Origin of the sequence: Lysinibacillus sp. FSL H8-0500, from assembly GCF_038051955.1 — a bacterium.
In the GTDB taxonomy this organism is placed as follows: Bacteria; Bacillota; Bacilli; order Bacillales_A; family Planococcaceae; genus Lysinibacillus; species Lysinibacillus macroides.
This window is the reverse complement of record NZ_CP150292.1, coordinates 1,683,637-1,707,213: the sequence shown is the minus strand read 5'-3', so window position 1 is coordinate 1,707,213 and position 23,577 is coordinate 1,683,637. Positions and strand designations below refer to the sequence as shown.

Sequence of the window (23,577 nt, the reverse complement as noted above, 5' to 3'; positions counted from 1 at the left end):
AGAAAGGTGTAGTTCTATGAATAAGACTAATAACAAAAATCCCAAACAGATACTTAATAATCATGCTCAAAATTACCTACCATCAAATTACCGTTGGTGGGCAGATTACATCTTCCATTTCAGTCATGTAACTAATATAGCTTCCATTCTTAATCTTGGAAAGCTCCTGTCGGTAAATAAAGTCAACAGTTTAAATTCGACTACTTTAAATGACAATGCTAGTGCTGAAGTGCGAAACGGAACGTCTAGACCAGTTCTAGACTGTGTTCGTTTTTACTTTAGACCTTTAACACCTACACAATTCAATAACGAAGGAATCAGAGCTAAAAATGAATTTAGTAAATATAATGCTCATTGCCCTGTACCCATTTTCTTATTATTTGATTCAAATATGCTAAATGATTCGAGAGTCTGGTTTAGTGAAGAAAGTTTAGCTTCACATTATCAATCTCACAATATTTTCCAAGGTTCACATAATTTAGATAAAGCCCCTTTTAACGAAATATACCACGTTGGACCTTTTGATAGTACAATAAGTAATATGATTGTTAAAAGACGCCATGCCGAAGTAATCGTTAAAGATGAATTTGATTTAACTTACCTAAAAAAAATTGTTTGTAGAACTAAAGCTGAGGCTGAAACACTCAAAAATTTACTCAAGTCGCAAGCTACTTTGAATTATGCAGATATGATTTGTGTCCCTGAAGAAATGTCAATAAATAGTGAAACTATTTTTCTTAATAAATACTTACAAATTACACAAGTAGAACTAACAAAAGAATTTCTTAAAGTGTATTTAAGTCAGCCATGTCATTATAAAAGAAATTTATATATCCAAATATCTGATACTGAAGATAATTTTATTTGTAGTTTCTCTGACAAACACTATGTTTTTGGATTTAAACTTGACTTTACTGCCAATGTAAATGGTTTATTAGATAATAGGCAAATTGTTAAAGTAGAAATATTTATTGACGATAATTTTGTTTTCTCTAGCGTCTTTAAATTGATATAATATACCAGAAAAAGAAGCACTAATCTAGTGCCTCTTTTTTAGGTTTAATACACTTAGGTTCATTCATAGCTTTCTTTTTTGATTAATGTAATAGTAGGCAAAAGAATAACTACCCAACATGCTTAGAGCATGTTCTAGTTGTACCATAGTATATTTTTGTTATTAATATAATTCCACTTAGCTATCCCATTCCCTTCTCCTTTCCATTCAATAATTCATATGCGTTCCTTTTTAGCAATAATTTGTAATAAGAATTTACGTTTAGGTGAATTTTCAATCAAGCCGATTGCTAAAGCTTCATAATACTAAAAATTCCTATTTACATAATATACAAATTTATGGTAAAGTATGATTATGTCATTAGGTGACGAACGGAAGCTATATAGTTCGAATTTCTTATTCGAAGATGGAGAACAAAGCTACTTCATGCTGAGTTCTAAGTGAGAACTTACTTTTAATTATAGCTTTCGTGGAAAGCCTTACCTTTTAAGGTAAGGCTTTTTGTTTAGGAGGAATGAAAACATGCTTCTTGAAGACATAGAATTTCATATTAACCAAATAGCGGTGCGCAAGGCACAAGAGTTTCAAGAATATCATAATAATTTAGAGTTAATCTACAGGAGGGAAAAAAGAAGGATTAAAAATCCCCAGAAAAAAGATATTAAAATTCCTGAGGAATGGCTAATTGATAAAAAATATAACCCCTTCTACGTGTTAAAACATCAAAAGCAAATTGCAAAATCGATATTCAATAAGTTAATAAATGATACTTATAAACCATTTAAACCATATTTAAAAGAAATACCTAAGAAGAATAGCACAAAAACTAGACCTGTACATATTTTCCAAATCCCTGATGAAGCCGTTTCCAATTATTTTTATAGTAGGCTTCTCAGTAAAAATAAACATAGATTTAGTTCCTTTTCTTATGCTTATAGAAATGATAGAAATGTTCATTACGCTATTCAAGATATTGCTTTAGATATAAAGGCTAATCCAAGAATGTTTGTTGCTGAGTTTGATTTTAGGGACTTTTTTGGCTCAATTAACCATGTATATTTAATAGAGCAACTTCATCAAAATGGCTTTTTAGTAAGTGAGTTTGAAGAAAACGTGATTAAAGCATTTCTTAATCATTTTAAACAAGGTATTCCACAGGGTACTTCCATTTCTCTATTCTTAGCAAACCTTGCTTGTTGGCGATTAGATAAAAAATTAGAATTAGAAGGACTTAGATTTGCAAGGTATGCCGACGATACTGTTATATGGTCAGAAAGTTATCCTAAAATTTGCAAATCATTCGATATTATGCAGGATTTCTCAAGGGAGACAAGCGTTGAAATAAATTTTGATAAATCTCATGGTATAAGCCTATTATCAAAAAAAGGGATGCCTTCTGAATTTGACGCAGATAAAAACTCCATAGAATTTCTAGGTTATGAACTCTCTGGAGATAACGTTAGTATTAAACCAAACTCGGTAAATAAAATTAAACAACATATTAGTTATGTACTATACAAAAATCTAATACAACCGTTAAATAAAACCCCTTTACAATCTGTAACAATTCCTAGTAATGACAATGATGGTGACTTTGTTACAGCGATCATGCAAATAAGAAGATATCTATACGGAAATTTAGGGGAATATATGCTTAAAAATTATTTAAACGGGGCTTATAAACGGTTAAATTTTAAAGGCGTTATGAGCTTCTACCCCTTAATTGATGATGAGGAACAAATGAAACAGCTAGATAGTTGGTTACTATCCACTATTCTTAATGCAATAAACAAAAGGGCTAAACTACTCTTAAAAAACGGCTTTAATCGTTATAATCAATTTCCATTTAATTTAAATAAAAACAACTTAATTGAAGAGTGTATGCGTAGAAGAATAAACGGGAAGAAAGGACTGATTGAAATACCTAGTTTTACAAGAATATATCGAGCAATTAAAGAAGAAGTTTTAATTAAAGGCATCGAAAGAACAATGCATCCAAAATCAAATGTATATAGTTACTAAAATTAGAACGAGGCTGGGACAAAAGTGTTTCAGCCAACAAAAATTCCGAACTATCCACTGAAACGCTCACGAAGTGTTTCTGAATAGTTCGTTTTTCCTAGTTATCGTGTTTTGCTAATATAGAGATTATTCTGCTTTATGAAGTTCCCAGTTAGTTATGTCCCAGCCTCTTCTATACTTTGTGTTTGAAATACTTGATTTACATTATATGTTTTTGTGTTATATAAGGTTAATCAAAAATTCCAATACCTCATATTTTTGTTTCTATTCAAAATAAATCATTTTATTTAAAAGTATGCCCATAGTATTCTTGCAACTTCCTATATGCTTGCACATACAATTCTAAATACATCATTTCTTTTGTTTTGTCCCAAATGTTTTTATCATCGTAAGGGTCGTTTTTAACCTTTACAATTCTTCCTTCAATCCCCAATTCCTCATTTGCTCCTATAACTTTTTCAGAAGGAGTATTAAATTTCTTTTGTCTGTTCTCCGCTAAACTAACAATATAATCATTTCTGGTTTCGTGAAAATCCTTCGCATTTTCCAAAAAATATTTCATGCTATCACCATTGTATAATTCAATCGCTCCACGATTATTTTTCTCTAGCCATTTTATGATTGGGTTTTTCCCTGCCCCAACAAATAGTGCATGTGCCGTATAAACTAATACAAGAAACAATCGTTCTCCACTTTCATCTGTAATTTGATTTAAGCGCAATTTATATTCCTTCCAATACTCCTGTACAAGCTTCATACCTTTTAGACCATGAATTTCTTTTAGTGTTAGATGTTTAAATCTATCTTCATTTTGTAAGCTTGATTCCATGTAAGCTATTTTACATGCAACATGAGGAGATAACTCTAAGTATTCATATGTATAAGCAATTTCGTTGTCCAGTTCTTGTTTGTCATTATTAATAAATTCATATGTATGTGGTATTTTACATTTCCCCATTAAATATGGTACATGTTTTATAATTTTCGCTTCTTCTAATTTGTCTACCACCTGCATAAAATATTTATTCAATCTTTGAATTTCTCTTTCAACATAATCCGTAACCATGCAACTATTACCACTTTTAATTACATTTTTCTTTTCTAATTTACTCATCTGATTTTCTAGTACCCTTGAATCATATCTCAGCTTGCTCGCTTCAAACATTTCATTTGTAATAATACTCATATCCAACAACCATTTATTAATGGTCTGTGGTTTTTCGCTTCTATTCATATGTAAATACTGTAACATCATAATGGGAAAACCCTGTTCGTACTTTAAAGGGACTTGTCCTTTTCCGTTATCTACTCGTTTGTCTTTACGGCCTGCTTCAACATCACGTACAGCACCTAATATGTATCTGGTCTTCATGCCACCTTTGCCAATCGTTTCTACGGTTTCATATCTTTGTTCTAAATCCCTTACAAAGCGATTAAACATATTTGTCATCAACTTATTATATTTAGCCATATGCTCTTTTATAATGTCGTCACCTTCAATTTCTATAATCTCTTTTTGTGAATATTCTTTCTTAACCACTTAAAACAACCTCCTTTTCTTTCCATATCATAAAATACAAAAAGATACATAATTGCCTTATAATAATAGATTATATTATTATAGGTCGATATTGTATCTTTTTCTTTCTTTACTAAAACCCTAGTCGGTAAATCTCCACTATCGTTCCGATTTACCGCCTTCACATACACAACTAACGTTGTGTATGTGGAAATATACTTTATTCCTATTACGATTAAGTCGAAAAGCGAGCTGTCAAGCTTGCTTTTCAAAATCAATCTCATGAAGTTATGAGCACAGCGAATAACGTAATGAGTTGATTTACTTTTACTTTATGGAATTATGCAACAAATAGCATTATTTCGATTCATCATCCCCTTCATACTCGGTTGACCAATACACTAAAACTTAAAAACAGTCAACTATTTATAACTTAAGTATACCATTTTTTCTATTTTTTCTCCACTTCACCATGCTACGTTCTAATCTCTCACTAAATATCAGTTTATCAAAAACCGCTAAATTCAGAATAATTTGTAGTAAAAAAATATTGGTAGTTGATAAAAACTCAATTTTATCCATTAGATAGACAGCTAGCACACAGCTTATAAACTAAAAGAAGCGTCAAATACACGAAATTGTATTTTGACGCTTTTAAATTGCTAACTACGTGTAGGAGCGGATGTGCTACCATGTCTATGACTATAAACATCAACCTATTTGGTCTTTAATACCCCCGTGCTACTCACACGTAGAAATCATCTCTATTATCATTATTTTATTCCAAATTGCACGTGACGTATTTTCCATACATTTGCGTGGCTGATAGACTCTTTTTCACTGTTCATGATAATAAAACAAATAAAAAACAGGGATTTCTCTCCCTGCTCTCTTCATCTTTATGGTTCTTGTTTATCATCAACATACTCCCACTGATATTCAAATGACTTTGCATTAGCTTGAATGATTTTTTGTTGCAACATCTCAACTGTGTCCAACATGTCGGAGTCAATATCCTCGTTAGCAAATTCTAGTGTAGACAAATCTAGTAATATCTGTGCTGATTCTCTTTTATCATCATCGAATACAATTTCCGTAACAAAGCTATTACCTTCTTCGTCTTTTTCTCGTATTTTTATCATGTTCATTACTTCATCATAATCTAATACTTTATAGGTTTTATCTTTTTGACTCTCTTCATTAACTTGTATAATGCTGTCTTCACTAATATAGTACTCTGTTGCAGATTCTTCATCTATCCAATGACCATAAAGAGATGTTTTTACATTGGATAAATCTCTACCACTACAAGCACTAAGAATAAAAATCAGCGACATTATTACTAAGATTAATTTGTTCACTCTACTTCATCCTTTGACAAATGTTTTAACGTGACATTTCTTTCTGAATATATATTCGGTCTGCCTCTTCTTCACTTATACCATATTTCTCACTTGCTAATTTAGATACCTGTACATCATGTATTTCAGGATTATAATTTTCCCCATTATTAGTTAATGCACTGTATGACTGCACCATAAATTCATAAATCTCATCATCACTAGCTTTATAAATTGTGTTCAATTCTGTTGTAGCTGAATCAAGTAAATTCACAGCCACTACAAAATGCCTTGATGATTCAAGTACCGTTTCAACATTTTTTTCTAATGAACCTTTTTCATATAAATTTGCACCTAATTCTAACTCCTTAAATACCTCTATCATTCGTGAATGATAGTTTAATAATTCATTGGGTACACCCATCTCTTTAATATATTTGTAATTATCTCTAACTTCTTTAGCAACACCAGTTATCCTCGATACAAATTCTTTATCTTCTATTATTAGAGGATTATCAGCCATTTTCTGACTCAACGCTTCCATAGCTTTTAATTCTATATATATGTTTTCTTTAAATCTTTGCATATCGCTGAGATATTCCTCAATATTAGCTGTACTATCGCTTTCCGCAATCATCTTGGTTGTAGATAACGCAACTTCATCTTTTTTATTTACTTCTTCTGTGGTTTCATCCAATTTATCAGAACACCCTGTTAATGTCGCACCTAGTAATAATAGAACTCCTACTTTTTTTAACATTATTCCCCTCCTATAATTTGCATTATTGAAAACCCTATGACCCGCTTCAATTAAGATAAACACTCATATAGCTGTATATGTACCATCAATCTTCTTTCTCGCCATCTTTTTTCTTAGGCTTGGTTACACCCACAACTTGATTCGATTGGGCAAACTCTAGTGCCTGTAAAATACCAAGTATATAACGCTTTCCTTCTTCATCTAACCTTTTAAAGCTGGACTCTAGTTGCTTGTATTGGTCTTCGTTTTCCATGAAACCCCTCCTTATTCACACCTTATGAGAGTATTATATAATTACATAGAGAGTAATTCAACTGCATTTTATTTATATTTACTTTCAATGTGAGTGGATATATGATATTTTGAATACTAACGAGGTGATATCTATTGTCTACTACTATCAATCAACGTGTTAAACAAGTACGAACTGAACTGAATTTATCGCAAGCCAAATTTGCTAAAGCTATTTCAATATCCAATAGTCATATAGCAGGCATTGAATTAGAGCATCGAAAGGTAAATGACCGCATCATCAGATTGATTTGTATCACTTTCAATGTGAATGAAAATTGGCTAAATACTGGTGAAGGTGAGATGTTTAAAAGCCCTGCTGATACTAAATTTGAAATGGCTATGACAATTTTCAAAGAGTTAAATCCTGATTATCAAGAGTTTGTGTTAAAACAAATTAACGAGCTATTGCAAATCCAAAATAATTGGAAAAATAAACAAACTAAGAAATAGGGCTATCAATAGTAGCCCTATTTTTCATCTCGTTTAGACACATATACAAGTAGTTCTAAAAGCGGGGCAAATATAAGCTTTTCGCTATCGCTTTAAACTAACTCTGAGAAGAAGTATATGTTATAAAAAATCACGTAAATTCTTTGCTACTGTATCAACATCTAACCCCAAATATCTCGTAGTTGTTGATAAGTCAGAATGTGCTAAAGCATGAGATACTAAGTTTATATCTGCTCCACGTTTCACCAAATTCTGGGCATACAATCTTCTAATAGAGTGAGGATTAACGTTCTTTAAATTCCACTTTTTACTGTATACCCATAAATTTTTCGCAATTAAATTGGACGGTGAAACTGTATTTGAAATTGGTACGCCTATGTTTGAAAGAAAAATATAATCATTCTTTTCTCTATGTTCTTTCCTAATATCATCATTTATTGAAATTAACTCTCTTAATAAAGTACACATTTCATCATCTAAAGGGAGAATCAATGGTCTATGCGATTTCATTATCTCTCCTTGTAACTTCAAAAGCATATTTTCAAAATCAATATTCTGTTCTCTCAACGCTCCCAATGTTTTAATTCGAATACCTGTTTTGTATAAAAGTAAAATTCCTATACTATCACGTAATCCCGAATACGTTGATTTATCCAAAAGTGATAACAAAAGTGCCAGTTCTCTTTCCGTAGTAGCTTCCTTAACGCTTGTATTTACTTTTATTTTGATGTTTGTCCAAAACTTTGAGTTATACCAACCATTATCGTGACACTTGCTTAAAACGGCTTTAATTTGCTTTAAACGACCATGTAGAGATGTGTCCTTTGCATTTTTGAAACTTGATAAATATTGATAAATTTTTTCATTGTTGATTTCGTGGAGATATTCAACTTTAGTAACTTCAACAAATCGCTTAAAATTATAGTTGTAACTATCAATTGTCCTTGGTCTTAATCCGTTTAGTCGCCATTGTTGATTTAAAATTTGTATGGCGTGTTTAATGGCAATATTTCTGTTGTCCAATTCATCATAAGTATCCATTTTAACTATTGAGTTATTGATTTTTGTCACCATTTCTTTCTTTGGTTCTTTTTCAGTTTTGATAGTCAATAAGCTTAAATCAATGTTTGTGTTAACTTTATTGAATGATTTTGACAAATAAAAAACCCCCTAACATTTTTTGTTAGAAGGTAAAAGTTCCATCGGAAAAATAGATGATTTTTTTATTGAGTTCTATTCGTAGTTATTTTCGCTACGCTTCTTGTATTCACGAATTAAACTAAATCTTCACCAAAGAATAAGCCGATTTCGCGCTCTGCAGAAGCAAGAGAGTCAGAACCGTGGATGATGTTGTGAGAAACAGTTGTTGCATAGTCACCACGGATTGTACCTGGGTTAGATTCTTCAGGTTTCGTTGCACCCATCATCGTACGAGCAAGCTTGATTACGTTCTCGCCTTCCCATACCATAGCGAATACAGGACCAGAAGTGATGAAATCAACTAATTCACCGAAGAATGGACGCTCCGCATGCTCAGCATAGTGCTTTTCTGCTAATTCTTTAGGAATTACCATTAATTTAGCACCTTTCATGATAAAACCGCGACGTTCGAAACGGTCAACGATGTCTCCTACTACTTGACGTTCCACGCCATCTGGCTTAACCATTAAAAAAGTTTTTTCAATTGCCATGTTTAAAACACTCCTTAAATTCGTCTAACAGGTTTTTCACCTACCGATAAATATTAACAAAAAATGAGCCTTTGTACAACAAAAAGCTAGAATTTGCGCTTCCCCATAAACAATGCAACATCACGTAGTTTTTTCTTAACGGGATGTTTTGGTAAAGCATCAATTTCCTGTAAGGCTTTTTTCAAATATTTATCACTCATACGATTAGCTTGCTCAATTGCATGAGATTTACGCACATATTGCAACATATTTTGACGTTCCAATTCTGTTAATGTCCCTGCAAATACCTTTACTAAGTATGGTTGTAGTTCTGGATCATCTTTTAACAATAAAATCGGTAGGGTAATATTGCCCTGCAATAAATCACTACCTGCTGGTTTCCCTAGCTCCTTATCAGTTGCCATAATATCTAAAACATCATCGATAATTTGAAAGCTCATGCCTACAAAATAGCCAAAGCGTTTTAAATGTCGCACTGTTTTCGCATCTACGCCTGCTGCTACAGCCCCTAGCTCACAGCTTGAGGAAATAAGTAATGCTGTTTTGCGTTTGATTCTTCTAAAATAATCTTTTAGACCTTGATCTAATCTAAATTTATCCTCAATTTGAATGACTTCACCGTTACAAATCTCTACCATCGTACGCGCTAAAATTTGATGTACAAGTGGGTCCTCTAACTTTGTAATATATTCCAGAGCACGTGCAAAAATAAAATCGCCCGTGTACATAGCTACTCTGTTATTCCACTGTGATTTGACCGTTGGGCGTCCCCGTCGCATATTGGAATCATCAATCACATCATCATGCACAAGAGATGCCATATGAATGAGCTCTAAAGGCACTGCGACATCCTTCATCTTTTCAATATCATAGTTGCCAAATTTCGCACCTAGCAATACAAAAATTGGCCGTATCCGTTTGCCACCAGCTTGTAATAAATGAAGGGAAGCATCGTTGATCAAATATGAAGATGAGTCCACCGCTTGTTCTAACTCTTGTTCAATGATATCGATATCTGATTTCAAATCGGAATAGAGTAGTTTTAACTTCATCTTTTCCACGTGTGAAAACCTTCCCCCATTAACGTACCTTTTTAAAGCCCATATGCATTGCCGCAGCCCCGCCACTGTATGGTTTGTACGTTACTTTTTCTAATCCTGCCTGCTCAAACAATGCTGCTAACTTTTTCATACCTGGGAAATCATTTGCAGATTCTTGCAGCCAAGAATACTCCTTATAACTTTTTGCAAATAGTTTACCAAATATCGGCATTATATATTTAAAATAAAAACGGAACAGTTGACGGTAACCAGGAATTTCTGATTGGGATGTTTCCAAGCAAACAACCATACCACCTGGCTTTACCACTCGTTGCATCTCCTTTAAGACTTGTAAATAATCTGGTACATTACGAAGGCCAAAACCAATCGTTACATAATCAAATGTATCGTCTGGAAAAGGTAATTCCATTGCATTGCCATGGATCAGTTCAATTTGTGGATATGGCTCTACTTTTTGTGCGCCAACCTTTAACATATTTTGACTAAAATCCAGCCCCTTGACCTCTCCATTTTCACCAACTGCTTCCGCCAATGTGATCGTCCAATCTGCTGTTCCACAGCATACATCAAGTGCCTTTGTTCCAGGTTTTACAGCCATGCGCTTCATCGTATCGTTGCGCCAGCCAACATGCATCTGGAAGCTAATAACACCATTCATTTTATCGTAGTTATCCGAAATACTTTCAAATACTTCGTGAACATGTTCTTCTTTTGTTTTAGCCATTTTGAAAAACCCCTCTTATCCATTAGTAGACGCAATGGATGCCTCTACATGTGCACGTAAAGCCTGTTTCATATCACTTTGTAAAAATGATGCACTACCAATCATCTGTGATAGCTCTGTTTTTAACTGTATAATTTTCTCCTGAATGACGCTTGTAAAGGTTGCACCAATTCGTTGAACGCTTGCTTCAAGTGCCTTGCCCATCAAGGACATTTGCCCCTGTTGATAGGCTATCCATTCTCTTTCCAAACGCAAAATTAATAAGCTCTTTTCGATAAGCGGTATATAGTTATGAAAAGCATATAAATCGAAAAATTGAGCAATTAATCCCGATTCAATATTGCTCATCGAAGTGTACCATTGCTCGACTGTTCGTTGGCTTGCTTCGTATACTCTAATTTGATGTTCACAGCGTGCGGCAATTCCTTGCGATAAGTTACGAATTAATGCAACATTGCCAGACATTGCTAATATCTCATAGTAACGACCACTATAAAAATCTCCAGCTAAAACAGTTAGCTGCTGTTCTTTCGATGTAGCATCTAATTCTTTGATATGATCGTGTGCTGTTAATGCTGCATACACAATACCAACCGTAACGGCCGCCTCTTGTTGCTCTTGTTGCCACTCTTCACCGTTCAAAAATGGGATTAACAAATAAAACAATTGATTTTCATCTAGCACAGGCACGCCTGTATATTTTTGCAAAGTTCTATGACGAACATCCATGAAAATCTCTGTTTTTAACTGTGTAATTGAATTTTGAATGTATGTTGCATTCATAGACCTTACTCCATTTCACTTTCAAATACGTTTCCCCTAGCAAAGGCTTAACGTTTGCTTACTGAGTCATTATAGCATACGCAACGATTCGACATAAAAAATTTTTGCTTTCTTCACAATAGGATAGGCAGTACGGCTTTCCCCATAACTGGATGCAGGAATGCCAACTGCCCTTAAAACTATAACCTCAGTTTTGCACATCTAATCTATATATACGTCCATACAAGGAACCAGCTCCGTTGCATAAACTATCGTCATTATTTTTTTGCTTCACTATGAATCAAACCATGCGCTGTGTGAATTTGTGCTTTCCCACGAATTTTCATCGCAGATGTATGTTCAGTAAATTGAGCTATCATAACTTCGCCGGTATCTAGTTTTTCTGAATGATGGAACTTTGTATCAGTTCCACGCGTTAAACCAATAACATGTACACCATCTTCTTCTGCTTGAATAACAATATAATCTTGTGACATCCTTGTACACTCCTTAAATCCGACAAATTCTTACTTCATCATAACATAATTAGACATACAATTTAAGACATTTGAATAAATGACAGCACTTCTCTACGTTTCACTTCATCTTCCTCATAAATACCACGTGCAACAGATGTCACCGTCTTTGAACCAGGTTTTTTTAATCCACGCATCGTCATACACATATGCTCAGCCTCGATCACAACATAAACACCTTTTGGCGCAAGCATCTCCATAATTGTTTCCGCTACTGAAGAGGTAATACGCTCTTGTAGCTGTGGTCTGCGGGCAATCGTTTCAACAGCACGACCTAATTTACTGAGCCCAGCAACAACGCCGTCATTTGGTATGTATGCAACATGTGCTTTGCCATAGAAAGGTACTAGATGATGCTCACACATCGAATAAAAAGGAATATCTTTGACAAGCACTAATTCTTCATGATCCTCATGGAATACCATTTTAAAATAATCTTTAGCATCCTCATGCAGTCCACTAAACATTTCTGCATACATTTTTGCTACACGTTTTGGTGTATCCAATAACCCTTCACGATTTATATCCTCACCAACCGCTTCTAAAATCATTTTTACTGCTTCTTCTATTTTCAATAAATCAATATTTGACATCTGTAAAACCCTCCTGCGTATCAAAACATTACACATTTCCTTATGCATCGTAGCATATCCAAAAGGCAAGCGCAAAATGACTTACCTATTTCCATAGAAATTCATATTTGAATCAGCAAATTTTATGTTTATTGTTAGTACTTCACCGAAATGTAGTCGCACTTTTTGCAGAACATAGCTTCGACTTCATGCAAAAAACGGCTTATTTTCCTGTGGAGGTTGCTCCTCTCCATAGACAGTTGCCTCCATTGCAAATACATATCTTAGTGACAATCCTTATTTTCTATGTAAAATCCACTATTACGTTAAAAAGAGCAGCCCCCATGTTCGTTTACATGAAGACTGCTCTATGTAACTACTAGACGTGTATTATTTTACCGCGTCTTTAAGTGCTTTACCTGGTTTGAAAGCAGGCACCTTGCTAGCAGCGATTTCGATTTCTTCGCCAGACTGAGGGTTACGTCCTTTACGAGCCGCACGCTCACGTACCTCAAAATTACCAAAACCGATTAATTGTACTTTGTCACCCTTTGCAAGAGCATCTTGAATTGTATCAAATACAGCTTCAACTGCTTTAGAAGCGTCTTTTTTAGAAAGACCTGCAGCTTCAGCAACAGAGTTTACTAATTCTGTTTTATTCACACCATTCACCTCCTCTCAAAGGGTCATGAACCAATTCTGTAAAAAGAGTAACACATAGAAAACCGCTACGCAACTGTATTCATACCTGATTATAACCAAAAAACCAGTTTTTCACCCCAAAAACAAAAATAACAGGACTTTTCGCATAAAAACGAAAAGTCCTGTACCCTTTTTTTGACTGATAGCCCTATAAAATAAATGTCACTAGACCACGATCTCCTTCATTGACCATACGTTCAATGGTTTGACGCATACGTTTTTTCGCAGTAGGTGGAACTGCATCCATTTTATAACGAATGCCCTCTTTTAACACCTCATGTAATGGCGTACCAAAAAGCTGTGTATTCCATAATGCATCACGATCATGTAAATACGCATGATTCAAGTCCTTGAGCAGCTGCTGACTATGGAATTCAGAACCAATTAATGGTGCAAATTCTGACTCCATATCAACGCGAATAATATGATAAGAGGGTGCTTTTGCCTTCATGCGTACACCAAAGAAATTATTTTGCTTAATCAGCTCTGGCGCAGTTGGCTCAAACTCCTGCATCATTGGTAATGTTACACCATAGCCTGTTGTATCGGCATCATGAATCGCATTTTTAAAGCGTTTTTGTGCCTCCTTTGCCTCTGCCGCCTCTTTGATAAAGAGCAGCCAATCTTTTTTCGTTTCAATCGGCTCCTCCAGCCATTCATTGCAAACCGATTTGTATAATTCCCCCTGTAAGGATACCCGAATTACAGCTGTACCCACCCCAGCATCCACATCCACAACTTCACTTTGATCGATAAAATCAATGGCTTTAAAGGCATCTGAAGCTTGTTGAACATCTCGAATTTTCATCACAGAAGACAACACTTCTTCCATCGAATCAATCAATGCCACATTCAATGGATGTGTAGCATCTAATACATCTAGCCAATCCGGTTTCTCCACCTCGATTGTACGAATCGGAAATTCAAATAATGCCTCTTGCAAAATATATTGAATATCAGTGGCTCTCATTTGATCGATAGAAATGGCAATAACAGGCACATTATAACGTTCAAATAATTCATTGCGAAGCTGAACTGTTTCTTCTCTTGCTGGCATTTGGCAATTCAGCAATATGACAAATGGTTTACCAATGTCCTTTAGCTGTGCCACAATTTCTTCTTCTGCCTTCTCTGCGGCTCGGCGACTTATGCCGTTTACAGTACCGTCCGTTGTCACAACAATACCTATATTGGCATGGTCACGAATTACTTTATCTGTGCCAATTTTAGCGGCTTCCTGGAAAGGAATGGGCTCTGTATGCCAAGGTGTATGAACATATTTTGGCCCATTTTCATCCTCATAGCCCTTTGTCCCATCAATAATATAACCAACACAATCTGCTAAACGAATTTGGAATGGCATTTCATCTTCTCCAACCACAATACGAGTTGCTTGGGCAGGCACAAACTTCGGCTCAGCAGTCATAATCACTGGCCCTGGTGAACTTTGTGGCAGCTCATCTTGTGCTCGCATTCTTTCCGTTTCATCCACAATATTTGGTAACACAACCGCTTCCATTACCTTTTTTACAAATGTTGATTTACCTACACGTACTGGACCGACAACACCAATATAAACATCGCCATTTGTGCGCTCTGCAATTTCTCTAAATACTGCTTCACTCAAGGTTTCTGCCTCCTTTATCTACGCTTTTTCACTATATGCGAGCCTGTAGACAAATATGAAAAAGCCCCTCACAAATGTAAGGAGCTTCTCTGCTATTCTTTCTTTGTTTCTGCCTCTGCTTCGGCCTGTTGTTGCTGACGTTCTTTGACCTTTTGGACATCTGCATTATAAGTATCCATATCATATATCGGTTCCCCATTATCATCAACCGTATAGGGTACAGAATAGGCAGGCACGACAGGATATTTATCGACAAGTAGCTGACGAATATCATCACCAGGCTTTACTTCTGGCTTATCTTCTTTTAAGAGCTGTCCTAAATCTACAGCATAATCTACGTGTAGTTCACCGTCACCTGTCATAAAGATCGGTAATTCGACCCCAGAATAGGGGCTTTTCACCGTAACATCTGTTTTATACCCTAAGTCTTGATAATTAATTTGATAAACATTGTCTGCTGCTGCACCCTTTATAGGCAAATATTTCGTAGAGAGCTTACGAATACCTATTTCACGCATACGCTCTGCTGCATTTAAGTCTACTAATTTAACCGTTGCCTCGTTTTCAGGGTCCCAAATAATATATTGATAAATTCCACCTTTTTCATAGGCATTTCCAGGAATCGTTGTCAAATACTTCGGCATAAGTTTCTCAAAATCAATTAAATATTTAATATAGATATCTGTATCTACCTCACTATTTTTAATTGGCACAAGCCCGCCAGTTGCTTCACGGTATTCATCAACGGCACGCTGAACGGCTGCAAGTTGGTCAACATCAGGCGTTACCTTTGCTCGTTTTTCATCTTCTGGGTATGCACATCCTACTAACAGGATGGCGGTTGCACATACCAACAGGAAAGCCCTAAGTTTTTTCATGTTAACTGACACCTCATTATTTTTTATGCTGGCCACGTGGCAACTACTAGTACCATTAAAAATGTGCCAAGACCAAACAGTATGTATGCACATAAATTGACAATTGTTCGTAAAACTACATTTGAAATCTTATGTCGACCTAAATAAATCAAGCCGACTGATATAATCATAAAGCCAATGCAATAGAATGATACCCACATGATATCTAGTGCAGGCATATGCGCTAACGGCCCCATTTCAGATAACCACCTTTCCTTCAATGTCCAGACACAATCAAAGTATATTATACTATGTGCCTTTGTGAAAAAGAAATAGCTGTCCCCTAACTATCAAGAAATGGACAACCTTTTAAGGTGCATCAGCTAATAACACATAATAAGGCGTCTCAGTACATTCCCTGAGACACCCTATTTATGTCCGTTTTATGACAAGCTTAATCAAAAATTTACGATCAATGCTTCATATCATCTATTTCTCGTTTTTTCATACGCATCATTAATGCATCAACAGCCACTTTCGGTTCTACATCATTAAAAAGTACACTATAAAGCTCTGTGGAGATAGGCATCGCCACATTGTACTTTTGTGCTAATTGATAGGCTGCCTTTGTTGTACGAACACCTTCCACGACCATGCCCATTTGCTCAAGAACTTCCTGTAGCTTCATGCCTTGCCCAAGCATATGACCTGCGCGCCAGTTTCGAGAGTGAACACTTGTACATGTTACAATTAAATCCCCCATGCCCGTAAGCCCTGAGAAGGTAAATGGATTGCCACCCATTTTTACACCTAAACGAGAAATCTCTGCAAGACCTCGCGTAATCAGTGCTGCTTTCGCATTATCGCCATAGTTCAAGCCATCTGTAATCCCTGCGGCTAAAGCAATGACATTTTTCAATGCGCCTCCTATTTCTACGCCAATCACATCTTCATTTGTGTAAACACGGAAAAATTGATTCATAAATAAATCCTGTACCTTTTCAGCAGCATCTATATTGGCACAGGCTGCTGTAACGGTTGTAGGATGATGTAACACAACTTCCTCTGCATGACTTGGCCCCGAAAGCACGACAATTTCTTCCACATACTCAGTGGGTAAGCTCTCTGCTAAAATTTCAGATATTCGCTTTAAAGAATCAGGCTCAATTCCTTTAGAAACATGAACAAACAACATTTTTCGAGTTAATTCAGCTGTCAATTTCTCACAAACTTCTCGTATAGCTTTTGTTGGGACAGCGACAACAATCGTTTCGGCATGTGTAGCTGCCTTTGCTATATCGCTTGTTGCATGTAAATTTGTTGGCAATACCGTATCTGGCAAATATTTTTTATTTGTATGCAGGCTATTTATTTCCTCTGCCTGCTCAGCTCGATGTGTCCATACAAGCGTATCATGACCATTTTCTGCTAATACCATCGCAAGAGCAGTTCCCCATGAGCCTGCCCCTAGCACACAAACTTTTTCCATCCAAAAATCCTCCCTTATTGGGTTGTCTACAATCGCTTTTTTTGTAAAAAGACGCCATCTAACAAATCTGTCAGATTGGCGTATTGTATGTGTATACTGTTCTCTTATGCACGAGCACGTGTAATTAAACGAATCGGCGTTCCTTCAAAATCAAATGTTTCACGAATACGGTTTTCTAGGAAACGTTCATACGAGAAGTGCATCAGCTCAGGTTCATTAACAAAAACAACAAAAGTTGGTGGCTTAATCGCAACCTGCGTAGCATAGTAAATACGTAAACGACGACCTTTATCGCTTGGCGCAGGATTACGTGCTACGGAATCCTCAATGACTTCATTTAAAATAGAAGACTGAATACGCATTGCATGATTTTCACTTACACGTTGGATAATTGATAAGATTTGATGCACTCGCTGTTTTGTAGTCGCGGACACAAAAATAATCGGCGCATAATCCAAAAATAGGAAATGTTCACGGATTTGCTGTGTAAAGACATTCATTGTTTTTTCGTCTTTTTCAATGGCATCCCATTTATTCACAACGATCACAACAGCTTTGCCGGCCTCATGTGCATAGCCTGCAATTTTTTTATCCTGCTCTTGGATGCCCTCTTCTGCATTTAGTACTACTAAGACAACATCTGAGCGTTCAATGGCACGTAAAGCACGTAATACTGAATATTTTTCAGTAGACTCATACACCTTACCCTTTTTACGCATACCTGCTGTATCAATAATGACATATTCCTGATCCTCATACTCGTAGGGTGTATCAATCGCATCGCGCGTTGTCCCTGCAATATTGCTGACAATTACGCGGTCTTGCCCTAAGAAGGCATTGACTAATGAAGACTTCCCAACATTCGGACGGCCAATTAAAGAGAATTTAATGACATCCTCGCCGTACTGTTCTTCATCTTCTTTTGGAAAATGCTTCGCACACTCGTCCAATAAATCCCCTAAACCTAAGCCGTGCGAGCCAGAAATTGGCCAAGGCTCACCAAAGCCAAGTGCATAAAAGTCATAAATCATTTCACGCATATCGGGATTATCAATTTTATTAACCGCTAATACAACGGGTTTTTTAGTTTTGTATAAAATTTTAGCCACTTGCTCATCTGCTGCCGTTACCCCTTCACGACCATTTGTCATAAAAATAATAACGTCTGCTTCTTCAATGGCAATTTCGGCTTGTTGACGAATTTGCTCTAAAAACGGCTCGTCTCCAATTTCAATGCCACCTGTATCAATAATATTAAAATCATGTGTTAACCACTCTGCCGAACTATAAATACGATCACGTGTTACGCCTGGGATATCCTCCACAATGGAAACACGCTCTCCAACGATACGGTTAAAAATCGTTGACTTACCTACGTTCGGACGACCTACGATGGCTACTACTGGTTTCGTCATCTGTACTTCATCCTTCCAACTTCTTGTCTTTCGCTATTATACACGAAAAACGCCATTATATCATAAGAATTCACAACTAACTGGCTTTCTTCCAGAAAAAAATCCTGCATAATTATTCAAAATGAAGCGGGAACATCACTAATTTGCCTATTATGAAAGCTGGATAGCGTTTAAACGATCAAAACAATATAAACTAAAACCCCAAACCATTACGAAACACTACTTAAAGAGTTTCATCTAATAGTTTGAGGTTTATCCTGGTTAAATTCCTTTTGGTTCATCCTTTTAAAACATTTCTTCTTTATACATAAACCTCATCATAAAAGCCCAATATCAAAGCTATCATCTGAAAAAAGCAGTAAAAACCAATGCTATCAACTTAATCTAAAAAACCTTTTACTATAAAAATCCAGCATTTATCCACTATTTTTAACCATAAATTATTTAAAACAGAAACACAATAATAAAAAAATAAACATCAATTCGTAGAAGTATGGACTTCTAAACTATTTACTTGTAATTCATAACAAATCATCTCAATATCTACAGAAAACGTTTGGACAGTAAATGCATCTGATAATAATGCATCAATCGTAGAAGATGTTATTGTTCGTAGTTTTTCCTCATAAATTTGAATAAAATGATCTATCGTTGGACACTCTACCTGTACTGCTTTTGCAATACCTTGAATAATTTTTAATCGATAATAATCTTCTTTTGGCATACGAGGGATATCTAAAAGTCCTTCGCGATTCATAAAGATTTTTCGAATAGGCACTGCTGAGAAATCAAAGTATCTACCATTACTATCTGGCTGTGAAAAAGGATCAATTAACAAGGAGGCATAACGAACATATAATAAATATTCTTGATGAATAGCTGGTAATTGCTCAAAACCTTCAATATCCTGACGAGCAATACTTTCTGGATGTAATGGATAGTTATCATCAACCATAAATTTTAAAAGGTTAAGTGGTTTTATATTTAATTTTTTAATAATATCCATAATTTCTTGCCAATGATTACATAGATGATGAATCATTTCCTGGGTAATGGGACCTTCTGGATATAATTTATAGACATATTTTGGAGTATTTGTATTATCAAATATTGCCTGTAACGAAAAGTGATTCATAAATAATGGTGGATGGACATAGAGCGAAATATTTCTTGTTTCAGCCTCTAATGGCGAATCCATCACTGTCAATTGAATGTGTAGCTGTTGATATAATTCTTCTAGTATGGCTAATCGCTCAGATTGTGCTAGTGATGACCCTATATATACCTTTTTCTTAACCCCTGTTGTTACTACCTCATGGCTTGGTTCTCCTTGCAGCCATCTCGTATCACCAAAATATGTAGAAAAACTAATCACCTCTACTGAAGGATTGATTTCCCTAAAATAATTTGCGACTAAACAATTTGAACCAAATGTTGGAGAAATTAAAAGAATTGCTGTCACCTTGCTTAATACTTTTTGATCTATTTGAGCTAAGACCGATATGTAAGCATCTGCCGTGACAGATAAAATAATTGTGTCCCATTTACCCTTAACTGTAGAATAACCTTCAAAAAGATAGTCGAGTTTACTAGTCCCTTCTACGGCATGATGCTGGCTATTTTGAATATGCACGTTCACTGTTAAATCATTATGTCGAATCGCTTTATATACTAATTTCGAACGATTGGACACTCTACCAGCTATACCAATCTCGCAATTCAAGTTATTTTTAAAGTTCACTGCCAACTGCATCGATGTAGGCCCTGTTCCTACTATTAATACTCGTTTAAAGCAAGTCATATTCTTTAGCCCCTTTCCTTTCAGCCTTTTTGTATAAAGCAATATCGAAAATTTGTTGTGGGTTGAAAATTTGTTCTACTAAATGCCACTTTGTAGGGTCTACTTTTTCCATTGGATAATTAAATAATGACTTTAAGCCATTGCCATATCGCATTGCTATTACAACATCATCATTTGTTAAATCATATAATTGCGCTAAAATATCATACTTGCAACTAACTGTTGAGCTAAAAATAATATGAGTAATATTATGGATTACACTAAGCTCCTCAACAGAGCAATGATCAATTTGTATATTGAGCTCATCACCTACTTTCCCCACTACTTGCCGTCCAAGCTGCACCGCCTCCTCATCAATATCAATACCAATCACTTGTGCACCTGTTTGTTTCGCAATTAATAATGGTGTCATAGGGAAAGAGCCTGATCCAACGAGTAATACCTTTGAACTCCCTGTAACTGCAAAATGACTAAACTCCCTCTGGATACAGCTCTCAATATTTTGGAAATAATTAGTTAACTCTTCATTATGCTGTAGCAATCGAAAAGCCCTTATTTTTTCCATAATGGTTACACTATAAGCTGATTTTTGTCGTAGCTCCTCAACCAAATGATAAACCATAGGCGAAAATTCCAAACTTTCCCATATTTTCTCATTGTACGGATCTACGATAAAAGCTGAATATTGATCTATTACCCGTTCCAACTCAACATCATAATGAAGTGTTTGATCATCATGACCTATCAACTCGGTAAATTTCTCTACAAACGATTGTAAATGAGTTACAAATTCATCAACTTTTATCAATTAATTCACTCCTTTTATTACAGCTCAATATATGCCTTGCCCTGCGCTACAATTTCAACGGCCCCTTTGATTTTTATCTCCTTTTGAGCTTCTGTGTATCGTGCCAATACTTGAATCGTACCACCCGGCTGCTTAATGTCCTCTTGAATGATTTGTTTATTTTTCCATGCTAAATACGCACCAATTGTAGCAGTCCCAGAGCCACAGCCTCGCTCCCATACCATGCTATTTAAAGATGGCACATAAATTAAAGGGGCTAATTCAGCACTGTTCTCTTGGAACAATAAAACTCCAATTAGTGGTTCCCCTAACGCGACAGCTAGTAATTTAGCTAGCTGCTGTGCTTTTCCTTTCACCTCCGCTGTAAAAGATTTGACCTTCAACACAACATGCAAAAATTGCTCATACTGCGCAAAAATAATGGCCTCATCTATATCTGAATTAGCTCTCTCTACACTTGTTTGCCAAATTTTTATAGGTGTGGGCATATTGATTTGACATTTATAGTGGTGCAAGTTTTTCTCAACTCTACACCTTACTAGCTCCTCAGTTCCTGTAGTTTCAAGTATCACCTCCTCCAAATGAGGCTGTTCCGATACCAGTAAACAAGCTAAGGCCATACAAGCATTCCCGCAAAATTCACCTCCAGCCATACAAAGTTTAGCTAGTGCTTTGTCATTTGTGGCTTTTTGTATAAATCCTACTTGCTCTGCATGTACATGATCGTAGGACATCATTTTTGCTGCAATATGTGTATGTTTATCTGTTGCATATTCTGTCTTCACTAAGATTGTCATATTCTGTGTTGGACTTAATTTAATAAACTCCACTTCCTGTTTCATACATAACCTCCATCTACCAACAATCTTTTTGTATCTATAATAATTAAACAAAAATAATAGAATTACCCATTTAAAAAATAAATGATTGTTGTAAATTACAGTTACACGCTTTTCCCTACAAATATTTTTCTTCGTTCATAGGCAAATCCAACCATCAGCAAGCCTAATATAGAGCAAATGCCATACATCCATGAATAGGAGGATGCATCCGCAACGGGTCCCATTAATGCGCTTCCTAGGGACACCCCTAAATCTGCCATGGCAATAAATAAGCCTAATCGTACATTGCGATTTTTCTCTTCCAATACAAAGCTTAAATAGGTCGTTAATGTTGGATAAATTAATGCTTGAGCAACTCCCATCAAAAGAGCGCCTAAATAAAAGAAGCCAACACCGCCCTTTACTGCCAAACTCACTGAATAGGATGCTATTGTCAGCACACACATAGCGCCCATCATAAATCCTGTATGCCATCTTCCATCTGACGGAATATACTTTCTCAAGGTAAAACGACTAATCACAACAACCGCAGCTTGCAGCATTAGATAGACACCTGCATTTCCCCGTTCAACCTCTTTTGCATACAACGGAATAAAGGTTGTAACAGCTCCAAATACAATAGAAGCAACAAGCATTAATACACTACATTTAAAAAGAAATGGATTTTTGACTAACGCACTAAATGAAGTAGCAATGCCTACGTCTTCACTTGTAGCCCGCTCCTTAGGTTGCGCCCTTACAGAGTCTATTTTTGCACTAAAGCCGACAAGACCCGTTAAAATAGCAATCCCAATCATTACAAAGAAAAAGACTTCCATCCCTTGCTGCCATATCGTTAAGGCAACAATTGGTCCGATGATACCAGGGATGTATGAGAACAATGAGTAAAGTGAAATTCCCTGTGAACGATCCTTTTCCGGTAAAGCATCAATAATGCCTATCTGCAAGGCCATCGAAAAGAAAGCTGTAGATACACCTTGCATTATACGAGCAATTAAATATCCACCTACTCCTGTAAATGTATATAGAATCAAAGCTACGCCATTGACAATTAAAATAAGCTGTAGCACTTTAATTGGACCATGCTTTTGAATAATATGACCAGCCCATGGTCGAAAGAACATTGTCGTTAATAAATAAGCCCCCATAATCAGCCCGATTGTTGTATTCGTTGCTCCCCATGCCTCCCCCTGTAAAGGAATGATGACATTTAAAATAGCATTGGCACTAAAATAAAGAAGAACTAATAGATAGAGGCGTAAAAATGGCCAAGACATAGCGCCTTTCAAT

The 23,577-nt window shown here is 35.8% G+C and carries 24 protein-coding genes; 3 read left to right on the top strand and 21 right to left on the bottom strand.

Annotation, left to right across the window (positions count from 1 at the left end):
- Positions 1–16 precede the first annotated feature (16 nt).
- Together MHB44_RS08030 and MHB44_RS08025 are read left to right on the top strand one after the other, a co-directional pair.
- Complete coding sequence (locus MHB44_RS08030; RefSeq protein ID WP_341302293.1) at positions 17–1,015, top strand: DarT ssDNA thymidine ADP-ribosyltransferase family protein; 999 nt, start codon at positions 17–19, stop codon at positions 1,013–1,015.
- Positions 1,016–1,537: 522 nt separating this feature from the next.
- Complete coding sequence (locus MHB44_RS08025; RefSeq protein WP_341302292.1) at positions 1,538–3,037, top strand: reverse transcriptase domain-containing protein; 1,500 nt, start codon at positions 1,538–1,540, stop codon at positions 3,035–3,037.
- 283 nt (positions 3,038–3,320) lie between these two features.
- Here MHB44_RS08025 and MHB44_RS08020 read toward each other — a convergent pair whose 3' ends face one another.
- The 4 genes from MHB44_RS08020 to MHB44_RS08005 all read right to left on the bottom strand — a co-directional run bounded on the left by MHB44_RS08020 (position 3,321) and on the right by MHB44_RS08005 (position 6,909).
- Complete coding sequence (locus MHB44_RS08020) at positions 3,321–4,577, bottom strand: hypothetical protein (RefSeq protein ID WP_341302291.1); 1,257 nt, start codon at positions 4,575–4,577, stop codon at positions 3,321–3,323.
- An 878-nt stretch (positions 4,578–5,455) separates the two neighbouring features.
- Positions 5,456–5,917 (bottom strand): hypothetical protein, encoded by a 462-nt coding sequence (locus MHB44_RS08015; RefSeq protein WP_341302290.1) that lies wholly within the window; start codon positions 5,915–5,917, stop codon positions 5,456–5,458.
- Between the two features lie 25 nt (positions 5,918–5,942).
- Complete coding sequence (locus MHB44_RS08010; protein WP_341302289.1) at positions 5,943–6,656, bottom strand: hypothetical protein; 714 nt, start codon at positions 6,654–6,656, stop codon at positions 5,943–5,945.
- Positions 6,657–6,741: 85 nt separating this feature from the next.
- On the bottom strand, positions 6,742–6,909 hold the full coding sequence (locus tag MHB44_RS08005) for a hypothetical protein (RefSeq protein WP_161804059.1): 168 nt from the start codon (positions 6,907–6,909) through the stop codon (positions 6,742–6,744).
- 134 nt (positions 6,910–7,043) lie between these two features.
- On the opposite strand from MHB44_RS08005, the gene MHB44_RS08000 reads away from it, so the two are divergent.
- A complete protein-coding gene (locus MHB44_RS08000) occupies positions 7,044–7,400 on the top strand; it encodes a helix-turn-helix transcriptional regulator (RefSeq protein ID WP_341302288.1) in 357 nt (118 codons plus the stop codon).
- A 120-nt stretch (positions 7,401–7,520) separates the two neighbouring features.
- Here MHB44_RS08000 and MHB44_RS07995 read toward each other — a convergent pair whose 3' ends face one another.
- The 17 genes from MHB44_RS07995 to MHB44_RS07915 all read right to left on the bottom strand — a co-directional run bounded on the left by MHB44_RS07995 (position 7,521) and on the right by MHB44_RS07915 (position 23,576).
- Entirely contained in the window at positions 7,521–8,558 is a 1,038-nt protein-coding gene (locus MHB44_RS07995; RefSeq protein ID WP_341302287.1) for a site-specific integrase, read from the bottom strand.
- Between the two features lie 116 nt (positions 8,559–8,674).
- Positions 8,675–9,091: a nucleoside-diphosphate kinase gene (ndk, locus tag MHB44_RS07990; RefSeq protein ID WP_053994319.1), complete on the bottom strand. Its 417-nt coding sequence runs from the start codon at positions 9,089–9,091 to the stop codon at positions 8,675–8,677.
- Between the two features lie 86 nt (positions 9,092–9,177).
- A complete protein-coding gene (hepT, locus tag MHB44_RS07985) occupies positions 9,178–10,152 on the bottom strand; it encodes a heptaprenyl diphosphate synthase component II (protein WP_053994318.1) in 975 nt (324 codons plus the stop codon).
- Positions 10,153–10,171: 19 nt separating this feature from the next.
- On the bottom strand, positions 10,172–10,876 hold the full coding sequence (locus MHB44_RS07980; protein ID WP_341302286.1) for a demethylmenaquinone methyltransferase: 705 nt from the start codon (positions 10,874–10,876) through the stop codon (positions 10,172–10,174).
- 15 nt (positions 10,877–10,891) lie between these two features.
- The gene (locus MHB44_RS07975) at positions 10,892–11,659 is read right to left on the bottom strand and encodes a heptaprenyl diphosphate synthase component 1 (RefSeq protein ID WP_053994316.1); all 768 of its coding nucleotides are present in this window, start codon (positions 11,657–11,659) and stop codon (positions 10,892–10,894) included.
- 257 nt (positions 11,660–11,916) lie between these two features.
- Positions 11,917–12,135, bottom strand: coding sequence for a trp RNA-binding attenuation protein MtrB (mtrB, locus tag MHB44_RS07970; protein WP_053994315.1), 219 nt, complete (start codon positions 12,133–12,135; stop codon positions 11,917–11,919).
- A 62-nt stretch (positions 12,136–12,197) separates the two neighbouring features.
- Positions 12,198–12,767 (bottom strand): GTP cyclohydrolase I FolE, encoded by a 570-nt coding sequence (folE, locus tag MHB44_RS07965; protein WP_341302285.1) that lies wholly within the window; start codon positions 12,765–12,767, stop codon positions 12,198–12,200.
- A 369-nt stretch (positions 12,768–13,136) separates the two neighbouring features.
- Positions 13,137–13,409, bottom strand: coding sequence for an HU family DNA-binding protein (locus tag MHB44_RS07960; RefSeq protein WP_053994313.1), 273 nt, complete (start codon positions 13,407–13,409; stop codon positions 13,137–13,139).
- Positions 13,410–13,596: 187 nt separating this feature from the next.
- A complete protein-coding gene (gene spoIVA / locus MHB44_RS07955) occupies positions 13,597–15,075 on the bottom strand; it encodes a stage IV sporulation protein A (protein WP_341302284.1) in 1,479 nt (492 codons plus the stop codon).
- Between the two features lie 92 nt (positions 15,076–15,167).
- Complete coding sequence (locus MHB44_RS07950) at positions 15,168–15,953, bottom strand: hypothetical protein (protein WP_341302283.1); 786 nt, start codon at positions 15,951–15,953, stop codon at positions 15,168–15,170.
- A 23-nt stretch (positions 15,954–15,976) separates the two neighbouring features.
- Positions 15,977–16,189 carry a DUF2768 domain-containing protein gene (locus MHB44_RS07945; protein ID WP_341302282.1) on the bottom strand — a complete coding sequence of 71 codons (213 nt, stop codon included), beginning with the start codon at positions 16,187–16,189 and terminating at the stop codon, positions 15,977–15,979.
- A gap of 215 nt (positions 16,190–16,404) precedes the next feature.
- Complete coding sequence (locus MHB44_RS07940) at positions 16,405–17,421, bottom strand: NAD(P)H-dependent glycerol-3-phosphate dehydrogenase (RefSeq protein ID WP_341302281.1); 1,017 nt, start codon at positions 17,419–17,421, stop codon at positions 16,405–16,407.
- A 104-nt stretch (positions 17,422–17,525) separates the two neighbouring features.
- Complete coding sequence (der, locus tag MHB44_RS07935) at positions 17,526–18,836, bottom strand: ribosome biogenesis GTPase Der (protein ID WP_341302280.1); 1,311 nt, start codon at positions 18,834–18,836, stop codon at positions 17,526–17,528.
- Positions 18,837–19,314: 478 nt separating this feature from the next.
- Positions 19,315–20,637 carry an opine metallophore biosynthesis dehydrogenase gene (locus MHB44_RS07930; protein ID WP_341302279.1) on the bottom strand — a complete coding sequence of 441 codons (1,323 nt, stop codon included), beginning with the start codon at positions 20,635–20,637 and terminating at the stop codon, positions 19,315–19,317.
- Positions 20,624–21,445 (bottom strand): nicotianamine synthase family protein, encoded by an 822-nt coding sequence (locus MHB44_RS07925; protein ID WP_341302278.1) that lies wholly within the window; start codon positions 21,443–21,445, stop codon positions 20,624–20,626. Before MHB44_RS07925 ends, MHB44_RS07930 begins: the two co-directional genes overlap by 14 nt.
- A 17-nt stretch (positions 21,446–21,462) precedes the next feature.
- A complete protein-coding gene (locus tag MHB44_RS07920; RefSeq protein ID WP_341302277.1) occupies positions 21,463–22,287 on the bottom strand; it encodes a diaminopimelate epimerase in 825 nt (274 codons plus the stop codon).
- Positions 22,288–22,388: 101 nt separating this feature from the next.
- The gene (locus tag MHB44_RS07915) at positions 22,389–23,576 is read right to left on the bottom strand and encodes an MFS transporter (protein WP_341302276.1); all 1,188 of its coding nucleotides are present in this window, start codon (positions 23,574–23,576) and stop codon (positions 22,389–22,391) included.
- Position 23,577: the final 1 nt, after the last annotated feature.